A 22,657-nucleotide genomic window follows, 5' to 3' on the forward strand; every position below is an offset into this window, starting at 1 on the left:
GGCCCCGCGCTTAACGGCGGTCGGCATTAGCCCGGCAGAAACAGTTCGGCGTGATCCAGGGCCGCCTTAATTGCTTCAGTTAGCTGGCTCAGCTGCTGCGATGTAATCACATAGGGCGGCATCAGATAGATCAGCTTGCCAAAGGGACGGATCCATACGCCGTGCTCAACGAAAAAGCGTTGTATTGCCGCCATATTCACCGGCTGACGGCTTTCAATCACGCCGATAGCACCCAGCACGCGCGCGTCCGCTACCTGCGGATGAGCCGCCAGCGGCAGCAGCGCGGTGCGTAGCTGTTGTTCAATGGTCGCTACCTGCGTTTGCCAGTCGCCTTCCTGCAGCAGCGCCAGACTGGCATCGGCCACGGCGCAGGCCAGCGGATTGCCCATAAAGGTTGGTCCGTGCATAAAGCAGCGCGCCGCACCATTGCTGATGGTGTTCGCCACTTCGCGTGTGGTCAGCGTGGCGGAAAGCGTCATGGTGCCGCCGGTCAGCGCTTTGCCCAGACAAAGAATATCAGGTGCGATACCGGCATGGTCGCAGGCGAAAAGTTTGCCGGTACGGCCAAAGCCGGTGGCGATCTCATCGGCAATCAACAGTACCTGATAGCGATCGCACAGCGCGCGGACCTGCTGCAGATAATCAGGATGGTAAAAGCGCATCCCGCCAGCGCCCTGCACAATCGGCTCAAGGATCACGGCGGCGAGGCTGCCTGCATGCTTGGCAATCTGCGCGGCAAATTCGGCAATATCCTGCTCATCCCAGCAATCATCAAAGCCACACTGCGGCGCGGGCGCAAACAGATGCGTAGGCAGATAGCCCTGCCACAGGCTGTGCATTGAATTATCGGGATCGCAAACCGACATGGCGGAGAAAGTATCGCCATGATAGCCGCGTCGCAGGGTCAAAAAGCGTTGCCGCCGCTCACCGCGCGCCTGCCAGTATTGCAGCGCCATTTTCATTGCCACTTCCACTGCCACCGAGCCGGAATCGGCCAGAAACACGCACTCCAGCGGCGCAGGCGTCATGGCGACCAGACGGCGACAGAGCGCCACGGCGGAGGGATGCGTAATACCGCCGAACATCACATGCGACATTTGCGCCATCTGTTGCTGCAGCGCCTGATTCAGACGAGGGTGGTTATAGCCGTGGATCGCCGCCCACCACGAGGACATGCCATCCACAAGTTGGCGGCCATCGGCCAGTTGCAAATGAACGCCCTGCGCGCCCACTACCGGATAACAGGGCAGCGGTTCGCTCATGGAGGTATAAGGGTGCCAGATATGGTCGCGGTCGAAGGCGAGATCGTCAGAAGTCATGATCACTTGTAAACCAAAATAAAAAGATTTAGTTTACAAGTCTACATCAGATACCATGATAAAAACGACCCTTTCTGGAGTAAGCAATGTCAATGCGCTGGACGCTGGCACAGGCTCAGGCCCTGTTTAATAAGCCTTTTCTTGAACTTATGTTTGAAGCGCAGCAGGTACACCGGCAGCACTTCGACCCGCGTCAGGTACAGGTGAGTACGCTGTTATCGATTAAAACCGGTGCCTGCCCGGAAGATTGCAAATACTGTCCGCAAAGCGCCCGTTATAAAACCGGGCTGGAATCGGAACGCCTGATGGAAGTGGAAGAGGTGCTGGCCTCGGCGCGTAAGGCGAAAGCGGCAGGCTCCTCCCGTTTCTGTATGGGCGCGGCATGGAAAAACCCCAACGATCGCGATATGCCTTACCTGGAAAAAATGGTGCAGGGCGTAAAGGCGATGGGGCTGGAAACCTGTATGACGCTGGGTACCCTTAACGATGAGCAGGCACAGCGGCTGGGCGCAGCGGGACTCGATTTTTACAACCATAACCTTGATACCTCGCCGGAGTTTTACGGCAATATCATCACTACCCGCACCTATCAGGAGCGACTGGATACGCTGGAAAAAGTGCGCGAGGCGGGGATCAAAGTCTGCTCCGGTGGCATCGTTGGCCTGGGGGAAGAGGTAAAGGATCGCGCCGCGCTGCTGGTACAGCTGGCGAACCTGCCGACGCCGCCGGAAAGCGTGCCGATCAATATGCTGGTTAAGGTCAAAGGCACGCCGCTGGCGGATAACGAGGATGTCGATCCTTTTGATTTTATCCGTACCATCGCCGTGGCGCGCATCATGATGCCGCGTTCGCACGTGCGTCTCTCCGCCGGACGCGAGCAGATGAGTGAGCAGACCCAGGCAATGTGCTTTATGGCGGGCGCGAACTCTATTTTCTACGGTTGCAAACTGCTCACCACGCCTAACCCGGAAGAGGATAAGGATCTGCTGCTGTTCCGTAAGCTGGGCCTTAATCCTGAGCACACCCACACTCACGCCGGGGATAACGAACAGCAACAGGCGCTGGCGCAGCAGCTGGTTAACGCCGATACCCCACAGTATTACAACGCGGCCCAGTAATGAGCTGGCAACATCGGATTGCAGCAGCGCTGACCGAGCGTCAACAGCAGCAGCGCTTTCGTCAGCGCAGTCTGCTGGAACAGAGCCGCGCGGGCTGGCTGCTGCATAACGGAAAACGCTACCGCAACTTCGCCAGCAATGATTATCTCGGGCTGAGCCATGATGCGCGTCTGGTGCAGGCCTGGCAGCAGGGCGCTGAACGCTACGGCGTGGGTGCCGGGGCGTCGGGCCATGTCACCGGCTATGCGTTGCCGCACGCTCAGCTGGAAGCGGAGCTGGCTGACTGGCTTGGCTATCCCTGTGCGCTGCTGTTTAATTCCGGCTATGCCGCCAATCAGGCTGCGATCGGCGCGCTGGCAAAGGCGGGCGACCGTATCCTGGCGGATAAACTGTCACACGCCTCGCTGCTGGAAGCGGCCAGCCTCAGTCCGGCCACGCTGCGGCGTTTTGCCCATAATCAGCCAGAGAGCCTGCAACGTCTGTTAACCCCGCAAGAGGCGGGCGAAACGCTGGTGGTCACCGAAGGCGTATTCAGCATGGATGGCGACAGCGCGCCGCTGGGCGCGCTGCATCAGCTTACTCAGCAGGCAGGCGGCTGGCTGCTGGTGGATGATGCACATGGTATCGGCGTACAGGGCGAACAGGGACGCGGCAGCTGCTGGCAGCAGGGCGTCAGGCCAGAACTGCTGATCGTGACCTTTGGCAAAGCGTTTGGCATCAGCGGCGCGGCGTTGCTGTGCGATAACGACACCGCTAATTATCTGCTGCAGTTTGCCCGCCATCTGATCTACAGCACGGCAATGCCGCCAGCGCAGGCCGAAGCGCTGCGTGCGGCATTGCACGCTGTCCAGCAGGGCGACGATCTGCGTCAACAACTGGCGGCGAACATTGCCCGCTTTCGTCACGGCGCCGCGCAACTCTCCTTGATGCTGCTGCCTTCCTCCACCGCTATCCAGCCGCTGCTGGTGGGTGAGGATAGCCAGGCGATGACGCTCGCCAGCCGTCTGCGTCAGCGCGGCTGCTGGGTTACAGCGATTCGCCCCCCCACGGTGCCGCCGGGCACGGCACGCCTGCGTCTTACCTTAACCGCAAGTCACACGGCGGACGATATCGATCGGCTACTGGAGGCGCTGTATGACGCACAAAGTGAATAAGCAGGCGGTGGCGCAGGCATTTGGCCGCGCGGCAGGCGGTTACGACCGCTTTGCCGAACTGCAGCGCTACAGCGGAGAACGCCTTATGGCGTTGCAGCCTGCGTTATCCGGCGGAACCGTGCTGGATGCGGGTTGCGGCACCGGCTGGTTCAGCCGACGCTGGCGCGAGCAGGGTCATCAGGTCGTTGCCCTCGATCTTTCGCCAGGCATGCTGGCACAGGCGCGGCGCGATGAGACCGCGCATCACTATCTGCTGGGTGATATTGAGGCGCTGCCGCTGCATGCGCGTTGCGTGGATATCTGCTGGAGTAATCTGGCGATGCAGTGGTGCGACGATCTGGCGCAGGGGCTGCGCGAGCTGTGTCGGGTAACGCGCCCTGGCGGACGGGTGCTGTTTTCTACTCTGGCGGAGGATTCGCTGTATGAGATGCGCAGCGCCTGGCAGGCACTGGATGACTATCAACATGTGAATACCTTTCTTTCCGTGGCGGCGATCCAGCGTGCTGGCGACGACCTGGGGCTGCGGCTGAGCAGCGAAACGGTTGAGCAGCGCTTTCCCGATGTGCGCAGCGCGCTGCAATCGCTAAAAGGCATCGGTGCCACTCATATTCATCAGGGGCGTGCCAGCGGGCTATTAACGCGCCAGCGCCTGCAGCAGCTGGCACAGCACTGGCCGCAGGATGAACGCGGCTATCGCCTCTCTTATCAACTGGTAACCGGAGTAATTGATTGTGAGTAACTGCTGGTTCCTGACCGGAACCGATACCGAAGTAGGCAAAACCGTTGCCAGCAGCGCGCTGCTGCAGGCCGCTAACCGCGCGGGCTTTCTTACCGCAGGCTATAAGCCGGTGGCCTCCGGCAGTGAAATGACGCCGGAGGGCATCCGCAACGGCGATGCGCTGGCGCTGCAGCGTAACAGCAGCGTGCCGCTGAGCTATGAAGAGGTGAATCCGCTGGTGTTTATGGAGCCGACATCGCCGCATATTGTCAGCGCCGATACCGGTCAGCCGATTGAATTTGCGCGGCTTTCCGCCGGGCTGCAGACGCTACGGGAAAAAGCTGAATGGGTGCTGGTCGAGGGCGCGGGCGGCTGGTATACGCCGTTGTCGGAGCAGCAGACATATGCTGACTGGGTGCGCGAGGAGCAGCTGCCGGTGATCCTGGTGGTGGGCATTAAACTGGGCTGTATCAACCATGCGATGCTCAGCGCTGAAGCGATCCTCAATGCAGGGCTGCCGCTGGCGGGCTGGATCGCCAACGATATTCAGCCGCCGGGCCGACGTCATCAGGAATATATGGCGACCCTGCAACAGCGCCTGCCTGCGCCGCTGCTGGGCGAAATCCCCTGGCTGGAACAGGTTGATAACGCCGCGCTGGGCGACTATGTTCGTCTGCCCGTCTGACGCGCGTTTAGCTCACCGCCAGCCATTTATCCACTACCTTTTCATCCAGTTCCGCAACGTGGCCCTGCGCCACGTTGCGTCCACGATGCAGCAGCAAAAAATAGTCCGCTACGCGACGAATAACCGAAACCCGCTGTTCCAGCAGCAGGATCGTCAGGCCGAACTCATGATTCAGTCGATGCAGCAAATTACCGGTTTCCTCCTCCAGCCACGGCGACATGCCTTCGGTTGGTTCATCTAAAATCAGCAGTTGCGGCTGCAGTGCCAGCGCGCGGGCCAGCGCCAGATTCTGCTGCTGCTCCAGGGTCAGATCGCCGCTGCGCTGATGGCGCAGCTGCCACAGCGTGGGAAACAGTTCATAAACCAGCGGCGGAATGGCACTGTGGCGATCCTGCTGACCAGCCAGCAAGGCGATCAGCAGATTCTCCTCCACGCTGAGCTGGGAAAAAATCTGCCGTCCCTGCGGCACATAGCCGATCCCCAGCCGCGCGCGCGTTGCCGCTGGCTGCATCAGTAAATTTTCCGGCGGCGATCCAGCCTGCTGCCATATCATGCTGCCGCTGTTAATCGGCAGGTGGCCCATAATACAGTTTACCAGGGTGGTTTTTCCCATGCCGGGCTGCGCGATGATGCCGGTACAGGTGCCGGGCGGCAGGTCCAGATCCACATCCCACAGGATATGGTTTTTACCGTAAAACTGATTCACCGAACGTAAACGCAGCATCTGATATTCTCCTTCCGTACAGTTCAAATCATTCCGCCGCCTGCCTCAGGTCAGGCAGGTAACAGATGTCGGCGAGGTGATATCACCGCCTTATCCCCTGGAGGCTCAAGGGCCAATCCAGATGGGAGGTTCATGCTTTCTTGCAATCCACAGGCCAAATCATCGAAAACGGGCAGAAGACGGGCTGTTATGGCATGCACAGCAGACGTTGAATGGTCAGAAATACTTAATAATTTAATCGGGTAATAAATGGGCTGCACGCTGACGGTGCCAATGAGACCACGCTTATGGTGCAGAAGAACCACCATAAGGCAGAAAAATTTATTAATAACGGCTTGACGTTTAGGGTAGAAAAATCGCGGTAACGCCGAATAGCAGGCGTTAAACCAGAAAATTCAGGGGCAGGTCAGGCTGAAAAACGCGAAAAAAAAATATTTCATCCGTGTTACAGCCTGGGGCGTAATTTTATCCATCCCCGATGTTGCGGGGCCTGTAAACAGTTATCCACTATTCCTGTGGATAACCATGTGCATTACCGAGTGAAAACAACGTGCAAGCCAGAGCGGGCGCGGCTTTTTCCTGAACTGGCGCGAAACTGGGCTTTATTTATATTTTATTAAATTTCAACATGTTAGTTAAAATCAAGCCTGCTATTGCGTACGCTTTTTTCCGCTATGGCTTTTGCGCTGCGCCTATTGACAAATGTTAAATGCTGCCCGCTGTTGGGGATAACCTTGCGTCTCTTAATATTATCCCCATGTAATGATAAGTCTTTAAATTGTCGCTTTGCCTTTTTCATGGGTATCGGGCAAAATAACTGATTATTTATCCAGTGTCACGCGCTGGAAAAATCATCGAAGCGGAGTAAAATTATCCTCCTGTCCGTGCAATTCTTCAGCAGAGATCATTCCTAATGAGTAAAGCCTTTAAACTTAACTCCGCCTTTCAGCCCTCCGGCGACCAGCCAGAGGCGATACGTCGTCTGAAAGAGGGGCTTGAGGACGGTCTGGCACACCAGACGCTGCTGGGGGTGACCGGCTCCGGGAAAACCTTCACCGTTGCCAACGTGATTGCCGATCTTAACCGGCCAACGATGGTGTTAGCGCCCAACAAAACGCTGGCGGCGCAGCTGTATGGCGAGATGAAAGAATTCTTTCCCGATAATGCCGTCGAGTATTTTGTTTCCTACTACGACTACTATCAGCCTGAAGCCTACGTGCCCAGCTCCGACACCTTTATTGAAAAAGACGCCTCGGTGAACGAACATATCGAGCAGATGCGTCTTTCCGCCACCAAAGCGCTGCTGGAGCGGCGCGATGTGATCGTGGTGGCATCGGTTTCGGCTATTTATGGCCTTGGCGATCCCGATCTGTATCTGAAAATGATGCTGCACCTGTCGCGCGGTATGCTTATCGACCAGCGCAGTATTTTGCGTCGCCTGGCTGAGCTGCAGTACAGCCGTAACGATCAGGCGTTTCAGCGTGGTACTTTCCGCGTACGCGGCGAAGTGATCGATATTTTCCCGGCGGAATCGGACGATCTGGCGCTGCGCGTGGAGCTGTTCGATGAAGAGGTAGAGCGGCTGTCGCTGTTCGATCCGCTGACCGGACAGATAGATTCCGTGGTGCCGCGCTTTACCATCTATCCGAAAACGCACTACGTTACGCCGCGCGAACGTATTTTGCAGGCGATGGAAGAGATCAAACTTGAACTGGCCGACCGGCGTAAAACGCTGCTGGCGAACAACAAGCTGCTGGAAGAGCAGCGCCTGACGCAGCGTACTCAGTTCGATCTGGAGATGATGAATGAGCTGGGCTACTGCTCCGGCATCGAAAACTATTCACGTTATCTCTCCGGGCGCGGGCCGGGCGAGCCGCCGCCGACGCTGTTTGACTATTTGCCTGCGGATGGGCTGCTGGTGGTGGATGAGTCCCACGTTACTATTCCGCAAATCGGCGGCATGTACCGTGGCGACCGGGCGCGCAAGGAGACGCTGGTGGAGTATGGTTTCCGTCTGCCGTCGGCGTTGGATAACCGCCCGATGAAGTTTGAAGAGTTTGAGGCGCTTGCGCCGCAGACCATCTATGTTTCGGCGACGCCGGGCAACTACGAACTGGAAAAATCCGCTGGCGAAGTGATCGATCAGGTGGTGCGTCCTACCGGTCTGCTCGACCCGATTATTGAAGTGCGCCCGGTCGCCACTCAGGTGGACGATCTGCTGTCGGAAATCCGCAAACGCGTTGAGATCAACGAGCGCGTGCTGGTGACCACGCTGACCAAGCGCATGGCGGAGGATTTGACCGAATATCTGGAAGAGCACGGCGAGAAGGTGCGCTATCTGCACTCAGATATTGATACCGTTGAGCGTATGGAAATTATCCGCGATCTGCGTCTGGGCGTATTCAACGTGCTGGTGGGCATCAACCTGTTGCGTGAAGGGCTGGATATGCCGGAAGTGTCGCTGGTGGCGATTCTGGATGCCGATAAAGAGGGCTTCCTGCGTTCTGAACGCTCGCTGATTCAGACCATCGGACGTGCGGCACGTAACGTTAACGGCAAGGCGATCCTTTACGGCGATCGGATTACGCCTTCGATGGCGAAAGCGATTGGCGAAACCGAGCGTCGCCGCGAGAAACAGATCGAGTACAACACTGAGCACGGTATTGTGCCGCAGGGCCTGAACAAGAAAATTACCGATATTCTTGAACTGGGCAAAAGCGCGACCAAAGGGAAAACACGCGGCAAGAGCAGCAATCGTGGCGCTGCTGAGACCGAAGCCAGTTATCTGGCGCTTACGCCGCAGGCGCTGCAGAAAAAGATCCACCAGCTGGAAACGCAGATGCAGCAGCATGCGCAAAACCTGGAGTTCGAAGAAGCCGCCAACGTGCGCGATCAGTTACATCAGCTACGCGAGCTGTTTATCGCTGCTTCGTAAATAATGCGTCCCGAAAAAAGCCGCCGCCTGAACCGCTGCGGCTTTTTTTATGGCCGTGTCAGAAGCCACCGCCCGGAGACGGCTTCGCTGCAGGCGGCGCGCCTTAGCCGAGCGCCTGAAGCGCCTGCTCCAGCGCCAGACGCAGCAGCTGGCGATCGTGACGGTAGGGGATATCCGCCGCTTCCAGTGGCTGTTGCACAATCAGCCGATCCTGAACGCCCTGTACATCCACTCGTGGGCCGACCACCACCGCGTCAATCACCTTTTTACCAATATACTTTTCCATGATCGCCAGCTTATCTTCCAGCCTGAGGCTGGCTGCGGCGGGGCTAAGTTCCCGGCCCAGATTAGCAATAAAAATCAGCGGAGCGGGCGTGCGGCGCAGCGCCTGCGCCATTTCATCCATCAGCAACAGCGGCATCAGGCTGGTAAAAAAGCTGCCGGGTCCGATCAAAATCAGATCGGCTTCGGCAATCGCCTCTATCGCCTCGCGCGTTGGCGCCACGTTGGGATGCAGCATTAAATCCTGCGGTACCCGCGCCAGCGTATCGATTGCCGTTTCGCCGTAAACCATATGACCTTCGCAGTCGGTTGCCATTAAATCCACCGGCTGCTCCGACATAGGGATCAGCATGGCATCCACCTTCAGCATATCGCGTATCAGATTAATCGCCTCCAGCGGGCGCACGCTGAGATGATCGAGCGCTTTCAGCATCAGGTTGCCAAGGTTATGTCCCGCCAGCTCGCCATTGCCGGTAAAGCGGTACTCAAACATTGCCGACGCCACGCCCGGCTCGGTAATCAGCTGGTTCAGGCAGTTACGCGTATCGCCCCAGGCTATGCCGCCCTCCGATTGTCGGATACGACCGGTAGAGCCACCGTTATCGGTGGTGGTTACGATGCCGGTCAGACGTGAGCCCAGCGAAGCAAGGGCCGACATCACGCGCCCCAGTCCATGTCCGCCGCCCAGGGCCACCACCCGATCCAGATCCGTAAGGGTACGATTACGCATAATTCTCCTGACAATAAGTGACGGTAATCTTAACCGTCGAATTGCCACAGGATAATCGTTTCTCTGGGCGTTTAATACTCTCTGGCCGTAGCAGTATGGCTGTGATTTGCCAAACAACGCGCAAAAATGCGCTATCACAATCATCGTTCGGGCTTCGCTTGTGACTAATTAAAATCATCATGCAGCAAACTGTCGCTATCATGCAGATAAATGCACCGAAGTAGCGATATGTATCTAATTATATAACGAAATTCACCGTGGCATACCCGGACAAATGGCGTTACTATTTGCAGATTCCTGTTTAACAGGCAAAACCACACTCAAGCCTTTGCGCCTACGTCGACAGATAGGGGGCACTGGCCGCAGCCGCGAGCTGCCAGGGTGCAGAAAGAAATGACTGCATCTCCCATTTGGAAAGGTGTTCTGGTGACCCAATTTATTGATTCCTATGCCCGCAAGTTCTATTACTTGCGTTTGTCGATCACGGATGTGTGCAACTTTCGCTGCACCTACTGCCTGCCCGATGGCTATAAGCCGCAGGGCGCGACAAACAAAAGTTTCCTTTCGCTTGATGAGATCCGGCGCGTTACGCGCGCATTTGCCGATGCCGGTACGGAAAAAGTCCGTCTGACCGGCGGCGAACCGAGCCTGCGCCGCGACTTTGTCGACATCATCGCTGCCGTGCGTGAAAACCGGGGGATCCGTCAGCTGGCGGTCACGACCAACGGCTACCGTATGGCGCGCGATGTCGCACGCTGGCGCGATGCAGGCCTGACCTCCATTAACGTTAGCGTCGATAGTCTTGATGCGCGTCAATTCCACGCCATTACCGGTCAGGATAAATTTCACCAGGTCATGCGCGGTATTGACGCAGCCCTGGAGGCCGGTTTCAGCAAAGTGAAAGTCAATAGTGTGCTGATGCGCGATGTTAACCATCACAGCCTGCAAACCTTCCTCGACTGGATTCGCCACCGCCCGATTCAGCTACGCTTTATTGAGCTGATGGAAACCGGGGAGGGCAGCGATCTGTTTCGACGTCACCATATTTCCGGCGAAGTGATCCGCGATCAGCTGATTATGCAGGGCTGGCAGCGCCAGATTCGGGCGCGCAGCGACGGTCCGGCGCAGGTGTTTAGCCATCCTGACTATCAGGGCGAAATCGGCCTGATCATGCCTTATGAACGCGATTTTTGCGCCAGCTGCAATCGCCTGCGGGTATCGGCCACCGGCAATCTGCATCTCTGTTTGTTTGGTGATGGCGGCGTGCCGCTACGCGATCTTCTGGTTTCTGATGCGCAGCAGCCTGAGCTACAGGCGCGCATCGCCGAAAGCCTGGGGCATAAAAAGCAGACGCACTTCCTGCATCAGGGCAACACCGGCATTACGCAGAATCTTTCATTTATCGGCGGTTAAACGCGGAGTAAAGCATGGGCAAAGCCACAATGGAGTTTCAGGCGCTACAGGTTGCGGTACTGACCGTTTCCGATCGCCGCGACGCCTCAGATGATACCTCAGGCGACTATTTACGCGAGGCGGTGACCGAAGCGGGTCATCAGGTGCTCGATCACGCGATTGTTGCAGACAATCTCTACCGCATCCGTGCGGTGGTCTCCAGCTGGATTGCCAGCGATGATATTCAGGTGATCCTGATCAACGGCGGCACCGGCTTTAACAGCAAAAACAGTACGCCGGAAGCGCTGCTGCCGCTGTTTGACCGGGAAATTGAAGGCTTCGGCGAAGTGTTTCGCATGCTGTCATGGGAGGAGATTGGCTCTTCAACTCTGCAGTCACGTGCGGTGGCCGGTCTGGCTAACCAGACGCTGATTTTCGCGATGCCAGGCTCGACCTCTGCCTGCCAGACCGCCTGGGAACGTATTATCTGTGAGCAGCTCGACGCCCGCACGCGCCCCTGCCAGTTTGTATCACATCTGAAAAAATCATAACTATGTCGCAATTAACCCACATTAATGCCGCAGGCGAAGCGCATATGGTTGACGTTTCTGCCAAAGCGGAAACGCTGCGTGAAGCGCGCGCGGAAGCCTGCGTCGTGATGGCGCCCGCCACGCTGCAAATGATCATTGAGGGACGTCATCATAAAGGCGACGTCTTTGCCACCGCCCGTATCGCCGGTATTCAGGCAGCGAAACGCACCTGGGAGCTGATCCCGCTCTGTCATCCGCTGATGCTGAGCAAAGTTGAAGTGGAACTCACCGCCGAGCCGGAAAAAAATCGGGTGCGGATTGAGTCGGTTTGTCGGCTAACCGGCAAAACTGGCGTAGAGATGGAGGCGTTAACCGCCGCGTCCGTAGCTGCGTTGACCATTTACGATATGTGTAAAGCAGTACAGAAAGATATGGTTATTGAGTCAGTGCGCCTGCTGCAGAAAAGCGGCGGCAAATCAGGGGATTTTCAGGCGGTGGATAATGATTAACGTGCTGTTTTTCGCGCAGGTACGTGAACTGGTGGCGACCTCTTCTTTATCGCTGCCGGCGGAATATGCCACGGTAGAAGAGCTACGCGCGGCGCTGGCCGCCCGTGGCGATCGTTGGGATCTGGCGCTGAGCGCGGGCAAACTGCTGGCCTCGGTAAACCAGACGCTGGTATCGCTACAGCATCCGTTACAGGATGGCGACGAGGTCGCTTTCTTTCCGCCGGTCACCGGAGGTTAATATGACGACCCGTATTCGTGTGGGGCTGGCGCCATTCAATATGGCCGAAGAGTATCAGTGGCTCTCCGCCTGCGACCAGGATGGCGCGGTGGTGACCTTTACCGGCAAAGTGCGCAATCACAATCTGGGGGAGCACGTTTCCGCTCTGACGCTGGAGCATTATCCCGGCATGACGGAAAAAGCGCTGGCAGAGATTGTGGAACAGGCGCGCGCGCGCTGGCCGCTGGAACGGGTGAGCGTGATCCATCGCATCGGCGAGCTGTTTCCCGGCGATGAGATTGTTTTTGTCGGCGTTAGCGCGGCGCATCGCGGTGCGGCCTTCGCTTCCGCCGAATTTATCATGGACTATCTGAAAACCCGCGCGCCGTTCTGGAAACGGGAAGCGACGCCCGAAGGCGATCGCTGGGTTGAGGCGCGCCACAGCGACCAGCAGGCGGCCGGACGCTGGGATCAGTGAGGGGTTTTGTGGCGCTTCGTCTGTTCTGAGGTGCCAAATTCCGTACTGCCGTGGGCATGCTCACCGCCGCCCTTGACGCGCTGGAGCTGGATCACCTCACCATCCTGCCAGGCGTTAGCGCCTTTGACTACCGGATGCGCGATGATATCAGCACGCTGCTGGCGCATCTTACGTGTATCAATTCCCATTCGTTCGTCGCGATCTTTCAGCAGGCGCTGATCGAGCTGACCGTCGGCGGTGAAGCCCATCATCAGCGCTGGAATACCAAACGGCAGCGTTTTATCGCGGTCGGTATGCCAGGTGTGCCAGGTTTTACCATAGGTGTTAACCAGTTTGGTCATCAGCGCTTTATCTGCCGTGTCAGGCAATCCCGGTGCCACCAGCGTGCCCGATTTCACCTCATAGCTGTGGCTGTGCCAGAGCTTTTTCTCTTCCGGCGGCAGCGTTTTGTACAGCCGCTCGCTGATAATATATTCCACGCCCATTAAACGGGCATCGCGTGTGTTGCCGTCATAAATCAGCGCCTGCATTACATCATCATTCAGGATAGTGACGTAGTGGTGCGCTTCCATCTGACCATCTTTGTCGCCGTTGTAAAAATGAAAGCCGTCGAGATAGGCGTTAATGGCGTCAATCGGCGGGCGTGACTGCATTGCGGCGGCGCCGGTATCCAGCAGCTTCATTTTTGTTGAAGTCGGCGCGCCGGGAGTGTTCACCTGCGCCGGGGTATTATTGCCGCCGCAGCCAGCCAGCATCAGCGCTGCGACCACCGGTAACCATGAGGTTTTCATTGATAACTCCTGTAATAACAATTAACAAAACTTAACGTTAGCGTAAAACTGAGAAATGGGAAGGCGAGGGGGCTATGAATGAAAGCGGTGCTGGCATTTCGCTGCGGCAGTGGTTAAGGTGCGCTTATCTTCAAAAACGATAAGGACAGGTATGTCATCTCAGTTACTTCGCCTTATGCCGCTGGTTGCGCTGCTGGCGCTGGCGGGCTGTACCAGCAAACAGAAAGAGACGCCGCAGCAAACGCCGCAGCAGATGCAGGCGCGCATTACCGCGTTAATGCCGGGGCATGTGCGGCAAAAAGCGGACTGGTCCAGTGATATGGCCACTGCTTTTCGTACCCAGCAGATCGAGGCCAGCGACAGCAATATTTGCGCCGTGATTGCCGTAGCCGATCAGGAAACCAATTTTAACGCCGATTCACCGGTGCCCGGCCTGCCAAAAATTGCCTGGGGCGAGATCAACAAACGGGCGGCACGGCTGCATATTCCCGCCTTTCTGGTCCGTACCGCGCTGCTGATTAAATCGCCCAACGGGCGTAGCTATGCCGATCGGCTGGACAGCGTGCGTACAGAAAAAGAGCTGAGCGCCATTTTTGATGACTTTATTAATATGGTACCGATGGGGCAGACGCTGTTTGGCAACCTGAACCCAATTCATACCGGCGGCCCGATGCAGGTAAGTATCGCCTTTGCTGAGGCGAATGCGCGAGGCTATCCGTGGCCGGTGGAAACCTCCATCCGGCAGGAAGTCTTTACTGGTCATGGCGGCATCTGGTTTGGCGTTAAACACCTGCTGGGCTATCCAGCTAATTACAGCACGCCGCTGTACCGTTTCGCCGACTTTAACGCAGGCTGGTACGCCAGCCGCAATGCAGCATTTCAGGCAGCGGTGGCGCGCACTACCGGCATGAAGCTGGCGCTGGACGGCGATCTGATTATCTATGGCTCCGATAAGGCGGGTGCAACAGAACTGGCGGTACGCACGCTGGCGGGGCAAATCGATATGAGCCCTCGGGCGATCCGTCGCGATTTAGAAAAGGGCGATAAGCTGGAGTTTGAAAAAAGCGAACTGTGGAAGCAGGTCTTCTCGCTGGCCGATAAACAGGCCGGGCGCCGAATGCCGCGTGAAATGCTGCCCGGCATCCGTCTGGAAAGCCCGAAAATCACCCGCAACCTCACTACCGCCTGGTTTGCCCAGCGGGTTAACAGCCGCTATCAGCAATGCATGGCGCGGCGTTAAAAAAATGCCCGTGACGTTAATCCATCACGGGCGGGCCGTTTTGTTATAAGGGATAATGCTCTGGCTTAGCGCTGCTGCTCCAGCTGGAAGGTGGAAACCGTATCGGCCAGCTGGCGCGCCTGATCTTCCAGCGAGGCGGCGGCAGCCGACATTTGCTGCACCAGCGCGGCGTTTTGCTGCGTAACGCCATCCATCTCATTGACCGCCACGCTGACCTGACTGATGCCCTGCGACTGCTCATCGGAAGCATTAACGATTTCGTCGATAATCGATTGCACCGCCGCCACGGACTCGGTCATGGTTTTCATGGTTTTGCCGGTCTCATTCACCAGCGAGACGCCGGTGCTGACCCGTGACGAGGACTCGTCGATCAGCGCGGTGATCTCTTTTACCGCATTGGCGGAACGCTGCGCCAGATTACGCACTTCAGAAGCCACTACCGCAAAGCCGCGTCCCTGTTCACCGGCACGCGCCGCCTCTACCGCCGCGTTCAGCGCCAGAATATTGGTCTGAAAAGCGATGCTGCTGATCAGGCTGGTGATATCACCGATTTTGCGCGAGCTTTCGTCAATCTGCGCCATGATCTCTACCACCTGCTGTACCAGCGCCTCGCCGCGTCCGGCTATTGCCGTGGCGTTGTCGGTCAGCTCCGTGGCCTGGTGCGCGTTATCGGCATTCAGCTTCACCGTGGCGGTTAGCTCCTCCATGCTGGCTGCCGTCTCCTGTAGCGCGGAAGCCTGCTGCTCAGTGCGTGCAGAGAGATCGAGGTTGCCGCTGGCGATTTCGCTTGCGCCGCTGCGTACCGAGGCACTGGCGGTCATGATCTCGCTCACCATGCTACGCAGCTGCTGTTGCATGGTTTGCATGGCGTAAAAAATACTTTGCTGATCTTTCGCCTGCACATTGATGGTGCGGCTTAAATCGCCTTGTGCAACCGCCAGAGCAAGGCTTGCTGCTTCGGCCGGTTCGCCGCCAACGGGACGTGCGATTTTACGACTGAAGATCAGGCCCAGCACGCCGCAGACCACCACAATGCTGACCAGCATCAACACCAGTGCCCAGATAAGCTGACGGTTAGCGGCGGCCATGACATCACTGACTGGTGCGACAATCGCCAGCTGCCATGGCGTTTCGCTGTTGCCGATATGGATTGGTTGCCAGCTAATAAATGTGGCTTGCTTCAGGAACGGATCCTGATATTCATGCACCGTGAGGTTTTCACCTTTTTCTCCCTGCCAGGCTTTGCCTGCCAGCGATGGATCGGGGCTGGCGATAACTTTACCCTGATGCGACAGCAGCATCGCATAACCCTTGCCCTGCCACGGCTTGATGGCGCCAATCACTTTTTGCAGTGTCTCCAGCGAGAAGTCAGCGGTGACCACGCCTTTGAACTGACCATCCTTGATGATCGGCGCGGCAACCGAAGTCAGCATCACCTCTACGCCGTTATAGGGATAATGATAAGGTTCGAGGATCACATCTTTCATGCGCTGACGCGGCAGCAGGTAATAGTCACCAATACCCGGCTTCTCATAGTCTACCAGGTTATGGAGCGCGAGCTGCCCCTCACTGTTGCGATCGGTATAGCGTGCATAGCGACCGGTAGCATCCTGGTCCGGCTGGCCTGCAAATTCCGCATCTCTGCCGTCAAACGCGTTGGGTTCAAAGGCCAGTGCGACTGAAAGGTAATCCTGATGCGAACCCAGCGTAGCGGTCAGCATACGATCCAGCGCCCGGCGCTCCGGCACGCCCGCCTCTTTTAAGCTCCAGCTGTCATTACCCAATGCACGCGCAGTGTGTAATGCCTCGTCGAGCTTGTTTTGCACCTGTTGCGCGTTGGCCCTGGCGATTTGCTGCAGGTAATCCTGCGCCAGCTGGCGCTGCTGATCGCGTGACTGGCTACTGAGTAAGCCGATAGTGAGAATAAACCCGAGGGAGATGGTAATGACGCCGGTTAGCAGCATCAGGGTCTGGGTGCGCATTTTGCGCCGACTGGCAGATAAAGTGGTCATGTCATTCCCCGGAAAAGTAAAAAATTAAAATAACCTCCTGTCAGTGAGTGTCCTTCTGTACAGCTTATCGGCAATAAATTAATAAAGTTGAGTGATGATTACATATACTTACTTTATCCGTTGCGTTTATTAGCGAGATATGCATAGTTCGTCAAATCTATGCCACACTTGAGAGACCTGTTACTTCACATAATTAGGGGGATCAATGAATCGATTTCCACACTCGCAAGAGACTATCGTGCAGCGCGCCGGTACCGGCCTGCAAACTTACATGGCGCAGGTTTATGGCTGGATGACTTGTGGTCTGCTGCTGACTGCCTTTATTTCCTGGTATGCGGCGAATACGCCTGCGGTAATGGAGCTGGTATTCGCCAACCGTATTACGTTTTTTGGGCTGATCATTGCGCAACTGGCGGTGGTATTTGTGCTTTCAGGCATGGTGCATAAGCTTAGTGGTGCGGTGGCCACTGCGCTGTTTATGCTCTATTCAGCAATGACCGGTTTAACCTTAGCCAGTATTTTTCTGGTGTATACCTATTCATCTATCGCCAGCACCTTCTTTGTCACCGCCGGGATGTTCGGTGCCATGAGCTTTTGGGGCTACACCACCAAACGCGATCTCAGCAAAATGGGCAGCATTTTATTTATGGCGTTGATTGGCCTGCTACTGGCTTCGCTGGTTAACTTCTGGCTGAAAAGCCCGGCGCTGATGTGGGCGATTACCTATATTGGCGTGTTGGTGTTTGTCGGCCTGACGGCCTATGACACGCAAAAGCTAAAGGCAACAGGAGAAAATATTGATACGCGTGATAAAGAGAACCTGCGCCGCTATTCAATTATGGGCGCGTTAACGCTCTATCTGGACTTTATCAACCTGTTCCTGATGCTGCTGCGCATCTTTGGCAACCGTCGCTAGAGGTATGCTGCGCATCTTTCACAATCGCCGCCAGGGCATATTGCGCATCTGCGGCAACCGTCGGCAGAGCAGCACCAGACCTGTATTCAGGCCAGTGCCCCTTGTAGAGTAAGTAACCCCGCTGCGGGTAAATAAAGCACCGGAAGATCCGTTTTTCGGTGCTTTATTTTTTGGTGAAAAAGCAGAGCTGCAAGAGGCACCTCCATGCCAGCTATTATTTCGCTAAAATGTGAAGAGAGTCATAAGGCCAGGTCAAGCAGAGACAATTTTCAGTGGCCGATAAATATTCCCTCCTTAAGTGATGTCGTATACTCCTCTCAGGCAATGAAATGCTTATTTATTGTTTAACGCTTGTTCCGTTAGATTAACAGCCAAAGAAGGCGCTTCTTCGAATCAGTGATTTATTCGGGATATAAGGATTTTGTTATGGGAAAGAAAACGATTTACTTGTTTTGTTCCGCTGGAATGTCTACTTCGTTGCTTGTTTCTAAAATGAAAGCGCAGGCGCTGAAATATGAGGTCCCGGTCATCATTGAAGCATTTCCGGAGTCGCTGGCGGCTGAAAAAGCTCCCGAGGCGGATCTTATTCTGTTGGGACCGCAAATAGCCTGGATGCTGAAGGATATTCAAAAATTCGTGCCAGAGAAACCGGTTGAGGTTATTGACTCAGCGTTATATGGCAAAATAGATGGATTAGGCGTATTAAAATCGGCCGTCGCCGCAATAAAAAAAGCAGCCGGAAATTAAAGCAGGTTTATTTTTCGTCAAAGAGACTCTTTTCACGCCTGGCCGCCAGACTGGCGGCATAAAAGGAAAATAAAATGAGTAAACTCATTGATTCACTTGAAAGGGTGCTGCTTCCCTGCGCCATAAAACTGGGGAAGCAGCCGCACGTTAACGCCATTAAAAACGGATTTATTAAACTGATGCCGCTGACCCTGGTCGGGGCGATGTTTGTCCTTATTAATAACGTATTTCTGAGCTTTGGCGCAGGCTCATTTTTTTATTCCCTGGGAATTCGCCTGGATCCGGCAACCATTGAAACGCTAAATGGATTAAAAAGCATCGGCGGCAACGTTTATAACGGCACGCTGGGAATTATGTCGTTAATGGCGCCTTTTTTTATCGGCGGCGCGCTGGCGGAAGAGCGTAAAGTTGATATGCTGGCGGCAGGCGTGCTGGCCGTAGCCGCCTTTATGACCGTCACACCCTATAACGCAGGGGACGCCTATGCCGTTGGGGCAAACTGGCTGGGCGGCGCTAATATTATTTCCGGCATTGTCATTGGTTTGATTACGGCTGAAATGTTTGCCTTTATTATCCGGCGCAACTGGGTGATTACGCTACCGGAAAGCGTACCTGAATCCGTATCCCGTTCATTCTCGGCGTTGATTCCCGGTTTTATTATCCTCTCTGTTTTCGGCATTGTTTCGTGGGTGCTGGCACTATCCGGCAGCAATTTCCATCAAATTATTATCGACTCCATCTCTACGCCATTGGCCTCAATGGGCGCGGTGGTTGGCTGGACCTACGTTATCTTCACCTCGCTGCTGTGGTTCTTTGGCGTGCATGGCTCGCTGGCGCTGGCGGCGCTGGACAGCGGTATTATGACCCCGTGGGCGCTGGAGAATGTCGCCATCTACACCCAATATGGTTCGGTCGAGGCGGCGCTGGCTGCTGGTAAAACCTTTCATGTCTGGGCCAAACCCATGCTCGATTCCTATATTTTTCTTGGCGGCACCGGCGCCACGCTGGGCTTGATTATCGCTATTCTTATCGGCTCGCGACGTGCCGATCATCGTCAGGTGGCAAAACTGGCGCTTCCTTCCGGCATCTTCCAGATCAACGAGCCCGTGCTTTTCGGCCTGCCGATTATCATGAACCCGGTGATGTTTATCCCCTTTATGTTGGTCCAGCCCGTGCTGGCGGCGATAACGCTGGCTGCATATTACTTAGGGATCATTCCGCCCATTACCAATATCGCGCCCTGGACCATGCCAACCGGCCTTGGCGCCTTCTTTAATACTAACGGAAGTATTGCGGCTCTGCTGCTGGCGCTGTTCAACCTGTGCATCGCCACGCTGATCTATCTGCCTTTCGTGGTGATTTCCAACAAAGCCAACAGCGCTATTGCCCAGCAAGAGAGCGAAGAAGATATCGCTAAGGCGTTGAAATTTTGATTACCGGGGCTGAAACCCTTTCAGCCCGCGTTAACTCCCTTAATGTTGCGAGGTAAACATGTTTAATCTGGATAATCAGGCTGAAGCCGCACAGCAAACCGAGGAGCTGGAAGAGGTGGTGATGGGGTTAATCATCAACGCCGGGCAGGCCCGCAGTCAGGCCTACGCCGCCCTGAAACAGGCAAAAGCGGGAAACTTTGCACAGGCGCAGGCGCTGATGACATCGTCCCATCTGGCGCTAAATGAGGCGCACCGCATACAAACCCGGCTGATTGAAGAGGATCAGGGCACCGGTAAAACCCACCTTAGCCTGATCCTGGTGCATGCGCAGGACCATCTGATGACCTCAATGCTGGCGCGTGAGCTTGTGACGGAACTCATTGAGCTGCATGAAAAAATAAAATAACGTGTGGAGTCACAATGATGCAGCCACGGGTATTGAGCATGGAGATTAAAACGGCGCATGAAAGCCAACTGTTTGACGGCCAAAATTTTCATGTGTTTATCTACAACAAAACCGAAAGCATCTCCGGGCTGCATGAGCATGACTATTATGAATTCACCGTGGTGCTTACCGGACGTTATTATCAGGAGATAAACGGCAAAAGAGTGCTGTTAGAGCGGGGCGACTTTGTTTTTATTCCGTTGGGTTCAAACCACCAAAGCTTCTATGAGTTTGGCGCTGCCAGAATATTAAATGTCGGCATCAGCAAGGCCTTTTTCGATCGCCACTATTTGCGCCTGCTGCCGCCTCATTTTGTCGCTTCGCAGGTTTATCAGATCAAAAGCGAGTTTCTTAACTATATCGAAACCATGGTTTCTTCGCTCAACTTCAGAAACGGCGAATTTAATGAGTTTCTGGAGATGGTAACCTTTTATATTGTCAACCGACTGCGGCATTACCGCGAAACGGAAGCGATAACGCATATTCCACCCTGGCTGGAGACCACGGTTGAGAAAATGCATGATAAAGCCTGGTTCGGCGATAATGCGCTGGCAAATATGGTAGCGATCTCCGGAAAGTCGCAGGAGTATTTAAATCGCGCCACACAGCGTTATTATGGCAAGACGCCAATGCAAATCATTAATGAGATACGTATCGACTTTGCGAAAAAACAACTTGAAATAACCAACTACTCGGTAACGGATATCGCTTTTGAGTCTGGATATAGCAGCCCAAGCCTGTTTATTAAAAATTTCAAACGGCTAACCTCTTTTACGCCGAAGCATTACCGAAAACAGCTGTGCCGTATGAATTAGCCTGGCGCTAACCGTCTCAGGCTGGATTCAAATATTTATTTGCTGATTTAATTTGCAGTGCCGCGCCACTGTACAGGAGTTCCTATGAGCAAAAAAGTGAAAGTCGTCACCATTGGCGGAGGCAGCAGTTATACCCCGGAATTACTGGAAGGTTTTATTAAGCGCTACGATGAATTACCCGTTAGCGAGTTATGGCTGGTGGATGTTGAGGCGGGTAAAGAGAAGCAGGATATTATATTCGATCTCTGCCTGCGCATGATTAAACGTGCCGGCGTGCCGATTACGCTCTATAAAACCCTCGACCGTCGCGCCGCGTTGGTTAATGCTGATTTTGTTACCACGCAGCTACGCGTAGGGCAATTAAAAGCGCGCGAACTGGATGAGCGTATTCCGCTCAGCTATGGCTATCTGGGACAAGAAACCAACGGGGCTGGCGGGTTATTCAAAGGGCTGCGCACCATTCCGGTGATTTTCGACATCATCAAAGATGTAGAGGAGATTTGTCCGCAGGCGTGGATCATCAACTTTACCAATCCGGCAGGCATGGTAACCGAAGCGGTGTTTCGCCATACCGGCTTTAAACGATTTCTTGGCGTATGCAATATCCCGGTTGGGATGAAAATGTTTATCCGCAACGTGCTGCAGGTAGCGCCGCAGGATAACCTGTCGATCGATCTCTTTGGCCTAAACCATATGGTGTTTATCAAAGATGTTCTGGTTAACGGCACCTCGCGTTTTGCTGAACTGCTGGAAGGCGTGGCTTGCGGAACGCTGAAGGCCAGCGGCGTAAAAAACATTTTTGATTTGCCGTTCAGCGCCGGGTTAATCCGCTCGCTGAAGCTGATCCCCTGTTCCTATCTGCTTTACTACTTCAGGCAAAAAGAGATGCTGGCTATTGAGACGGCCGAGTTCTACAAGGGCGGCGCGCGCGCAACGGTGGTGCAACAGGTTGAGAAGCAGCTTTTCGAGCTGTATAAAAATCCTGAGTTAGACACGAAACCCAAAGAGCTTGAGCTGCGCGGCGGGGCTTATTACTCCGATGCGGCATGCGAAGTGATAAGCGCCATCTATAACAACAAGCAAACCGAACATTACGTCAACTTCCCGCATAAGGGCCATATCGATAACATTCCAGCCGACTGGGCGATTGAAATGACCTGTACCATCGGGCGCGACGGTGCCACGCCCACCTCACGCATCAAACATTTTGATGAGAACGTCCTCGGGCTGATTTATACCATCAAGAGCTTTGAGGTGGCGGCCAGCAGGGCGGCGCTGAGCGGTGAATTTAATGATGTGCTGCTGGCGCTGAACCTGAATCCGTTGATTCACTCCGATAAGGATGCGGAAAGCCTGGCGCGCGATATGCTGCTGGCGCATCAGGCCTATCTGCCTGAATTTGCCCAGGCGATAGCTCAGCTGAAATAACCCGGTATCGGCGCCTGCTTCGGCGAGGCGTTCTCAAAG

The 22,657-nt window shown here is 55.3% G+C and carries 22 protein-coding genes and 1 riboswitch; of the genes, 17 read left to right on the top strand and 5 right to left on the bottom strand.

All coding sequences use genetic code 11. The features are described 5' to 3' along the window. Nucleotides 1-26: 26 nt before the first annotated feature. Nucleotides 27-1,319 (bottom strand): adenosylmethionine--8-amino-7-oxononanoate transaminase, encoded by a 1,293-nt coding sequence (gene bioA / locus ACQE3Y_RS05450; RefSeq protein ID WP_426981187.1) that lies wholly within the window; start codon nt 1,317-1,319, stop codon nt 27-29. Between the two features lie 86 nt (nt 1,320-1,405). Between bioA and bioB the strand changes: the two genes are divergently transcribed. From bioB to bioD, 4 genes are read left to right on the top strand one after another with little or no spacing between them, the layout of a single operon-like run. Next, entirely contained in the window at nt 1,406-2,437 is a 1,032-nt protein-coding gene (gene bioB / locus ACQE3Y_RS05455; RefSeq protein WP_085067545.1) for a biotin synthase BioB, read from the top strand. Beyond that, entirely contained in the window at nt 2,437-3,591 is a 1,155-nt protein-coding gene (gene bioF / locus ACQE3Y_RS05460) for an 8-amino-7-oxononanoate synthase (protein ID WP_426974144.1), read from the top strand. Before bioB ends, bioF begins: the two co-directional genes overlap by 1 nt. Next, nucleotides 3,572-4,330, top strand: coding sequence for a malonyl-ACP O-methyltransferase BioC (gene bioC / locus ACQE3Y_RS05465; protein WP_426974145.1), 759 nt, complete (start codon nt 3,572-3,574; stop codon nt 4,328-4,330). The genes bioF and bioC overlap by 20 nt, the downstream gene beginning before the upstream one ends. Continuing rightward, nucleotides 4,323-4,994 carry a dethiobiotin synthase gene (bioD, locus tag ACQE3Y_RS05470; RefSeq protein ID WP_426981032.1) on the top strand — a complete coding sequence of 224 codons (672 nt, stop codon included), beginning with the start codon at nt 4,323-4,325 and terminating at the stop codon, nt 4,992-4,994. Before bioC ends, bioD begins: the two co-directional genes overlap by 8 nt. Nucleotides 4,995-5,001: 7 nt before the next feature. On the opposite strand, the gene ACQE3Y_RS05475 is transcribed toward bioD, so the two are convergent. Next, entirely contained in the window at nt 5,002-5,718 is a 717-nt protein-coding gene (locus tag ACQE3Y_RS05475) for an ATP-binding cassette domain-containing protein (protein WP_426974147.1), read from the bottom strand. 913 nt (nt 5,719-6,631) lie between these two features. Between ACQE3Y_RS05475 and uvrB the strand changes: the two genes are divergently transcribed. Continuing rightward, nucleotides 6,632-8,653 (top strand): excinuclease ABC subunit UvrB, encoded by a 2,022-nt coding sequence (gene uvrB, locus ACQE3Y_RS05480; RefSeq protein WP_250652165.1) that lies wholly within the window; start codon nt 6,632-6,634, stop codon nt 8,651-8,653. 103 nt (nt 8,654-8,756) lie between these two features. Here uvrB and ACQE3Y_RS05485 read toward each other — a convergent pair whose 3' ends face one another. After that, nucleotides 8,757-9,665, bottom strand: coding sequence for a gluconeogenesis factor YvcK family protein (locus ACQE3Y_RS05485; protein WP_426981033.1), 909 nt, complete (start codon nt 9,663-9,665; stop codon nt 8,757-8,759). Between the two features lie 305 nt (nt 9,666-9,970). Beyond that, a riboswitch (molybdenum cofactor riboswitch) is annotated at nt 9,971-10,102 on the top strand. Between ACQE3Y_RS05485 and moaA the strand changes: the two genes are divergently transcribed. From moaA to moaE, 5 genes are all read left to right on the top strand, one after another. Continuing rightward, nucleotides 10,059-11,078 carry a GTP 3',8-cyclase MoaA gene (gene moaA / locus ACQE3Y_RS05490; RefSeq protein WP_426974149.1) on the top strand — a complete coding sequence of 340 codons (1,020 nt, stop codon included), beginning with the start codon at nt 10,059-10,061 and terminating at the stop codon, nt 11,076-11,078. (Overlaps the previous riboswitch by 44 nt.) Before the next feature lie 14 nt (nt 11,079-11,092). Next, on the top strand, nt 11,093-11,608 hold the full coding sequence (gene moaB, locus ACQE3Y_RS05495) for a molybdenum cofactor biosynthesis protein B (RefSeq protein WP_250652167.1): 516 nt from the start codon (nt 11,093-11,095) through the stop codon (nt 11,606-11,608). Between the two features lie 2 nt (nt 11,609-11,610). Further along, the gene (gene moaC, locus ACQE3Y_RS05500) at nt 11,611-12,096 is read left to right on the top strand and encodes a cyclic pyranopterin monophosphate synthase MoaC (protein ID WP_085067536.1); all 486 of its coding nucleotides are present in this window, start codon (nt 11,611-11,613) and stop codon (nt 12,094-12,096) included. Continuing rightward, entirely contained in the window at nt 12,089-12,334 is a 246-nt protein-coding gene (gene moaD / locus ACQE3Y_RS05505) for a molybdopterin synthase sulfur carrier subunit (RefSeq protein ID WP_085067535.1), read from the top strand. Before moaC ends, moaD begins: the two co-directional genes overlap by 8 nt. Nucleotide 12,335: 1 nt before the next feature. Continuing rightward, nucleotides 12,336-12,791: a molybdopterin synthase catalytic subunit MoaE gene (gene moaE, locus ACQE3Y_RS05510; protein ID WP_426981035.1), complete on the top strand. Its 456-nt coding sequence runs from the start codon at nt 12,336-12,338 to the stop codon at nt 12,789-12,791. Here the strand turns inward: moaE and ACQE3Y_RS05515 are convergent. Then, nucleotides 12,785-13,582 (bottom strand): OBAP family protein, encoded by a 798-nt coding sequence (locus ACQE3Y_RS05515; RefSeq protein ID WP_426974151.1) that lies wholly within the window; start codon nt 13,580-13,582, stop codon nt 12,785-12,787. The genes moaE and ACQE3Y_RS05515 overlap by 7 nt on opposite strands. A 151-nt stretch (nt 13,583-13,733) precedes the next feature. On the opposite strand from ACQE3Y_RS05515, the gene ACQE3Y_RS05520 reads away from it, so the two are divergent. Further along, nucleotides 13,734-14,822 (top strand): DUF1615 domain-containing protein, encoded by a 1,089-nt coding sequence (locus ACQE3Y_RS05520; RefSeq protein WP_426981036.1) that lies wholly within the window; start codon nt 13,734-13,736, stop codon nt 14,820-14,822. Between the two features lie 65 nt (nt 14,823-14,887). Here the strand turns inward: ACQE3Y_RS05520 and ACQE3Y_RS05525 are convergent, their stop codons facing one another. Beyond that, entirely contained in the window at nt 14,888-16,834 is a 1,947-nt protein-coding gene (locus ACQE3Y_RS05525) for a methyl-accepting chemotaxis protein (RefSeq protein ID WP_426981037.1), read from the bottom strand. A 205-nt stretch (nt 16,835-17,039) separates the two neighbouring features. Here ACQE3Y_RS05525 and ACQE3Y_RS05530 point away from each other — a divergent pair, with 205 nt between their 5' ends. The 6 genes from ACQE3Y_RS05530 to ACQE3Y_RS05555 all read left to right on the top strand — a co-directional run bounded on the left by ACQE3Y_RS05530 (nt 17,040) and on the right by ACQE3Y_RS05555 (nt 22,618). Beyond that, nucleotides 17,040-17,750, top strand: coding sequence for a Bax inhibitor-1/YccA family protein (locus tag ACQE3Y_RS05530; RefSeq protein ID WP_426981038.1), 711 nt, complete (start codon nt 17,040-17,042; stop codon nt 17,748-17,750). A 426-nt stretch (nt 17,751-18,176) separates the two neighbouring features. Beyond that, nucleotides 18,177-18,497 (top strand): PTS sugar transporter subunit IIB, encoded by a 321-nt coding sequence (locus ACQE3Y_RS05535; RefSeq protein ID WP_426981039.1) that lies wholly within the window; start codon nt 18,177-18,179, stop codon nt 18,495-18,497. 74 nt (nt 18,498-18,571) lie between these two features. Beyond that, the gene (gene chbC / locus ACQE3Y_RS05540) at nt 18,572-19,930 is read left to right on the top strand and encodes a PTS N,N'-diacetylchitobiose transporter subunit IIC (protein WP_426981041.1); all 1,359 of its coding nucleotides are present in this window, start codon (nt 18,572-18,574) and stop codon (nt 19,928-19,930) included. Nucleotides 19,931-19,988: 58 nt separating this feature from the next. After that, nucleotides 19,989-20,336: a PTS N,N'-diacetylchitobiose transporter subunit IIA gene (gene chbA / locus ACQE3Y_RS05545; protein WP_426981043.1), complete on the top strand. Its 348-nt coding sequence runs from the start codon at nt 19,989-19,991 to the stop codon at nt 20,334-20,336. A gap of 14 nt (nt 20,337-20,350) precedes the next feature. Next, on the top strand, nt 20,351-21,190 hold the full coding sequence (gene chbR / locus ACQE3Y_RS05550) for a transcriptional regulator ChbR (protein ID WP_426974156.1): 840 nt from the start codon (nt 20,351-20,353) through the stop codon (nt 21,188-21,190). A gap of 84 nt (nt 21,191-21,274) precedes the next feature. Beyond that, nucleotides 21,275-22,618 carry a 6-phospho-beta-glucosidase gene (locus ACQE3Y_RS05555; protein ID WP_426974157.1) on the top strand — a complete coding sequence of 448 codons (1,344 nt, stop codon included), beginning with the start codon at nt 21,275-21,277 and terminating at the stop codon, nt 22,616-22,618. The last annotated feature ends 39 nt before the right edge of the window (nt 22,619-22,657 follow it).

Origin of the sequence: Pantoea sp. FN0305 (assembly GCF_050113845.1) — a bacterium.
In the GTDB taxonomy this organism is placed as follows: domain Bacteria; phylum Pseudomonadota; class Gammaproteobacteria; order Enterobacterales; family Enterobacteriaceae; genus Mixta; species Mixta alhagi.